This window comes from Rubrivirga sp. (assembly GCF_049648075.1).
Lineage (GTDB): Bacteria > Bacteroidota > Rhodothermia > Rhodothermales > Rubricoccaceae > Rubrivirga.
On record NZ_JBARYR010000304.1, the window covers coordinates 1 to 4,845 of the forward strand.

At 68.2% G+C, this 4,845-nt stretch carries 5 protein-coding genes; all 5 read left to right on the forward strand.

Translation table 11 applies throughout. From position 1 onward, the window contains the following. A partial coding sequence (locus tag WBA11_RS09005) for a class I SAM-dependent DNA methyltransferase (RefSeq protein ID WP_424520365.1) occupies positions 1-824 on the forward strand: 824 nt, incomplete at its 5' end. Between the two features lie 25 nt (positions 825-849). Next, positions 850-1,596 carry a cell division ATP-binding protein FtsE gene (locus WBA11_RS09010; RefSeq protein WP_424520366.1) on the forward strand — a complete coding sequence of 249 codons (747 nt, stop codon included), beginning with the start codon at positions 850-852 and terminating at the stop codon, positions 1,594-1,596. After that, positions 1,593-2,201 carry a hypothetical protein gene (locus WBA11_RS09015; RefSeq protein ID WP_424520367.1) on the forward strand — a complete coding sequence of 203 codons (609 nt, stop codon included), beginning with the start codon at positions 1,593-1,595 and terminating at the stop codon, positions 2,199-2,201. The genes WBA11_RS09010 and WBA11_RS09015 overlap by 4 nt, the downstream gene beginning before the upstream one ends. Positions 2,202-2,327: 126 nt before the next feature. Then, positions 2,328-4,037, forward strand: a complete 1,710-nt coding sequence (locus WBA11_RS09020) for an alanine/glycine:cation symporter family protein (protein WP_424520368.1) — start codon at positions 2,328-2,330, stop codon at positions 4,035-4,037. A 73-nt stretch (positions 4,038-4,110) separates the two neighbouring features. Beyond that, complete coding sequence (gene upp / locus WBA11_RS09025; protein WP_424520369.1) at positions 4,111-4,746, forward strand: uracil phosphoribosyltransferase; 636 nt, start codon at positions 4,111-4,113, stop codon at positions 4,744-4,746. Positions 4,747-4,845 lie beyond the last annotated feature (99 nt).

Consider the following 4,845-nt stretch of genomic DNA (forward strand, 5'->3'; position numbering starts at 1 on the left):
CCTCGAAGCCAGTCCGCCCTCGAGGACGCGCCCGATCTTCCAACCCTCCCGCCCCCGACCTCGTGGCCGATCCGTACTCCGCACTCGCCGCCGGCTACGACGCCGTCATGGCCCACGTCGACTATCCCGGGTGGGCGGACTACCTCGAGGACGTGATCCGCGAGCATCACCCGGACGCTCGGTCCATCGTCGAGCTGGGGTGCGGGACCGGGACCCTGGCCGTCGCGCTCCAACCGCTCGGCCCGGACGGCGGCTACGAGTACCGCGGCTACGACGGCGCCCCCGCCATGGTCGAGGTCGCTCGCCGGGCCGCCCTCGAGGCCGGACGCTCGGTCCCGTTCGAGACCGCCGACTTTCTCGAGCCGGTCCCCGGACCTCCCGCCGACGTCATCGTGCTGGTCTACGACGGCCTCAACTACCTGCTCGACCTCGAGGACGTGGAAACGATGCTCGGCCACATCCGAGACGGCTTGGCGCCGGGCGGCATCGCGATCGTCGACCAGTCGACGCCGGCCAACTCCGTCAACCACCCGGACAGCTTCGACGACATCGGAGAAGCGGGCGCCTTCCGGTACGTCCGGTCGAGCGCCTACGACGCCGAGACCCGGCTCCACACCAACACGTTCACGCTCACGGATCCCAAGACGGGGCGGCGCACGACCGAGACGCACGTCCAGAGAGCGTACGGCCTCGAGGAGGTCCGAGGCGCCATCGGCCGCGCGGGGCTCCACATCGTCGCCGCCTACGACGGCTTCGAGGTCGACGCGGCGACGGAGGAATCCGAGCGCGTGCACTGGGTCCTCGAGGTCGACGCGGCGCGGTAGCTTGCCGACCCGTCACCGCGCTCCCGTGGAACCCGTCGTCGAACGCGTCTCGGACGCCGCCCCGCAGCCAACGCCTCGCGAGCGTCCGCTCGTCGAGCTCCGAAACGTGGCCGCCGGCTACACCGACCCGTCCGGCGCTCGCGTCGACGTCGCGACGGACCTCAACCTGACGTTGAAGCGCGGCGAGATGGCCTACCTCATCGGCCCGACCGGAAGCGGCAAGTCGACGCTCCTCAAGCTCTTGTACATGGACGTCAAGCCCGAGTACGGCGTCGTCCGTGTCGGGCCGTACCAGTCGGACGCGACCAAGGAGCGGGACATCCCACACCTCAGGCGGATGCTGGGCGTCGTGTTCCAGGACTTCAAGCTGCTGCCCGACCGGAGCGCGGTCGAGAACGTCTCGTTCGCGCTCCATGCGACCGGCAAGCGCGGCAAGGTGGTCCGGCAGAAAGCGTTGCAGGCCCTGGCGGAAGTCGGACTGAGCCACCGTGCCAAGGCCCGCCCGAGCGAGATGTCCGGCGGCGAGCAGCAGCGCGCGTGCATCGCCCGAGCGCTCGTCAACGACCCGGTCCTTCTCCTGGCCGACGAGCCGACCGGCAACCTCGACCCCCGCGTCGCCGACGAGATCCAGGGCCTGCTCGTCAAGGTCCACCGCCAGGGCATGGCCCTCCTCATGGCGACGCACGACTACCGGCTCGTCAAGGCCTTCCCCGCCCGCACCCTCGCGCTCGTCCGGGGCCGCTTGGTCGAGGTCGACCCCGACTCGCTATGACCCGGCTCCTTTCGTGTGTCCTGGCCGTCGTCCTCGCGGGTTGCGGCAGTGACGAGCCCCGCCCCGCTCTAGACGCCGCGCCAGCGTCCTCGATGCAACAGGCGTTCGCAGCGTGCCAGCAGGGCGACCTCGAGGACGGGATCGAAGCACTCGACGCCCAGGTACGCCAGAACGAGGGGGACCCCGACCCGCTCGTGCTGCGTGGCTTGTGCCACTGGACCCAGTGGGACCAAACGGGCGACGAGGCCGACGCCGAGCGGGCCTACCAGGACCTCACCACCGCCATCGACGCGATCGAGGCGGGGCAGAAGGGCGACACGCCACTCGATCGCATCTACAGCTACCGCGCCTTCGTCGCCAACGCCCTCGATGGCGAGTGGGCGCGCACCGTGGAGGACCTTGGGCAGGCCGTCGAACTCGCGCCCGGCAACGCGACCCATGCCATGGATCATGGTGTGGCTCGGTCCTACGTGGGCGATACCGCCGGTGCCCGACGTGAGCTGGAGCGCTTCCTCTCGCTCACCGACGACTCGGCGGACGCGCAGCGCAGGGTGCTCGCAGAGAGCCTGCTCGTCGACCTCGAGGGCGAGCCGCTCGCGGAGTAGAGGCGGAGCGTCCTCGAGGGCGCGGCATCGAGGACGGGATTTGGTGCGGGACGAGCGTGACCGGCCGGGTCTCGGGGGCGGCCCTATCTTCACGCCGCCTCATCACTCACCCTGTCTGCCTGTCTAATGGAGCTCTTCGAACTCGTCGTCGGCCGTATTGGCGATGCCCTCGCCTACCCGCTCGTCATTCTCTTGCTGGGCGCAGGTGTCTTCCTGACGATCAAGCTCGGGTTTATCCAGTTCCGCAAGCTCGGCCACGGCTTCGCCGTCGCGACCGGCCGGTACGACGACCCCGACGAGCCCGGCGACGTGAGCCACTTTCAGGCCCTCACGACGGCGCTGAGCGCCACGGTCGGCGTCGGCAACATCGCAGGCGTCGCTCTTGCGATCCACATCGGAGGGCCGGGCGCGTTGTTCTGGATGTGGGTCACCGCGCTCCTGGGCATGGCGACCAAGTACGCCGAGGTCACGTTGGCGCAGCAGTACCGAGACGTCCGCGTCGACGAGGACGGAAAGGCCTGGGAAGGCTCGGTCTCCGGCGGGCCGATGTACTACATCGAGCGCGGCCTCGGGCGCAAGTGGAAGCCGGTCGCGATGTTCTTCGCGTTCGCCCTCATGCTGACGTCGTTCATGACGGGCAACGCCGTACAGGCCAACACGGTCGCGACCCAGGTCTTCGACTCGTTCGGCATCGACCCATGGATTACGGGAGCGATCACGGCCACGATCGTCGGCATCGTCATCCTCGGAGGCATCAGTCGGATCGGCCGAGTGACATCGATCGTGGCGCCTGTCATGGCGGCCATTTACGTCGCGGGCGCGCTCCTCATTCTGGCCCTCAACATCGGATCGGTACCGGCCGCGTTCGGGCGCATCTTCTCCGAGGCCTTCAACCCCCAGTCCGGCGTCGCGGGCACGGGAGCCGGCGTGTTCCTGCTGACGATGCTCTACGGCGTCCAGCGCGGCCTGTTCTCGAACGAGGCCGGTCAGGGCTCCGCGCCCATCGCCCACTCCGCCGCCAAGACGGACGAGCCGGTCTCGGAGGGCGCCGTAGCGCTCTTGGAGCCGTTCATCGATACGATCCTGATCTGTACGATGACGGGCTTGGTTCTCATCACGACGGGGGCCTTCGAGGCCACCGCTCCGGCGTCCTTCGACTTGGGCGCCTCGAACGTGTCCGTCGTGACGGGTGACCGGGAGGCGGGCTTCGATGACTACCTCGGTGACGAGGCCATCGCCTACAACGAGGGCATCCCTCAAGTCCTCGATGGACCCCGCGTGGCCCGCTTCAACGTCGGCATCGATACGTTATTCGTCGACGAGGCGCAGACGCGTCCGTTCACGGGCACCATCGACACCGGGTCCCGAGCCGCCCTCGATGCGGACGGCGGCGTGATCGAGACGCTGTACGGCAACACCGTCCGCACGTCGGCGCCCTTGACGACGCTCGCCTTCGAGCGCGGCCTGGCCCCGATCGGGTGGAGCGGCTTGGGCGGCTACATCGTCCTGTTCTCCGTGATCCTGTTCGCGATCTCGACCTCGATCTCGTGGAGCTACTACGGCGACCGTTGTGCCAACTACTTGTTTGGCAAAAAAGCGATCCTGCCCTTCAAGGGCGTGTTCGTCGTGATGCACTTCGTCGGCGCCGTGTTGGCCGTGACCACGATCTGGGACCTAGGAGACGTCGCGCTGTCGCTCGTGACGATCCCGAACGTGATCGCGCTCGTGGTCCTGTCCGGCACGCTGAAGAAGCTGACGGACAGCTACTTCGACCGCAAGCCGTGGATCGAGAACGAGGAGGCGCACAAGAAGGCGAAGGCCGAAGGGCGGCTGTGAGGGCACGGGGGATAAGTGAGGGGGCACGAGGCTCCCTTGCCGATGTCCCTCAGCGTCTCTTGCTCCTCACCCCTTGCCCCTTTCCTCTGTGCTCACCGTCGTCGACCACCCGCTCCTCAAGCGCTCGCTCACCACTCTCCGCGACCGGTCGACTCCGTACGGCGTGTTTCGGCAGACGTTGAACGACGTGTCCTCAATTCTGGCCTATGAGGCTCTGAGGACGCTGCCCGTCGCGGAGACGCGTGTCGAGACGCCGCTCGAGGAGACCGAGGGCCATCGGTTGGCGCGGGAGGTCGTGGTGGTGCCGGTCTTGCGGGCCGGGCTCGGATTGGTGGACGGGTTCGTGCGGTTCGTGCCCGAGGCCCGCGTCGGCCACCTGGGCATGTACCGCGACGAGCAGACCCACCGGCCGGTCGACTACTACTCGAACGTGCCGCCGGAAGTCCGCGACGCCCGCACGTTCGTCGTCGACCCGATGTTGGCGACGGGGGGAAGCGCGGCCGGGGCGATCAGCCACCTCAAAAACCGAGGGGCGTCGGACGTCACGTTCGTCTGCCTGGTGGCTGCTCCCGAGGGCGTCGCGCGCCTGGAGGAATTCCACCCCGACGTGGACGTGGTGACGGCCGCCTTGGACCGGGAGCTCGACGAGAACGCGTACATCAGGCCCGGCTTGGTGGATGCCGGTGACCGCATCTTTGGGACAGCATGATGGGGTTCGCTGCGCTAACAGGCAAGGGGGAAGAGGCAGTAGGCAAGCGTCCTCGAGGTCTCGATCTCTCTCGTCCTCGAGGGCGGAGGCGTTTGGGCG

Bases quoted from the DNA above. Each gene is read 5' to 3' on its own strand.
- WBA11_RS09020 (WP_424520368.1), top strand. From the start codon at position 2,328: ATGGAGCTCTTCGAACTCGTCGTCGGCCGTATTGGCGATGCCCTCGCC.
- WBA11_RS09015 (WP_424520367.1), top strand. From the start codon at position 1,593: ATGACCCGGCTCCTTTCGTGTGTCCTGGCCGTCGTCCTCGCGGGTTGC.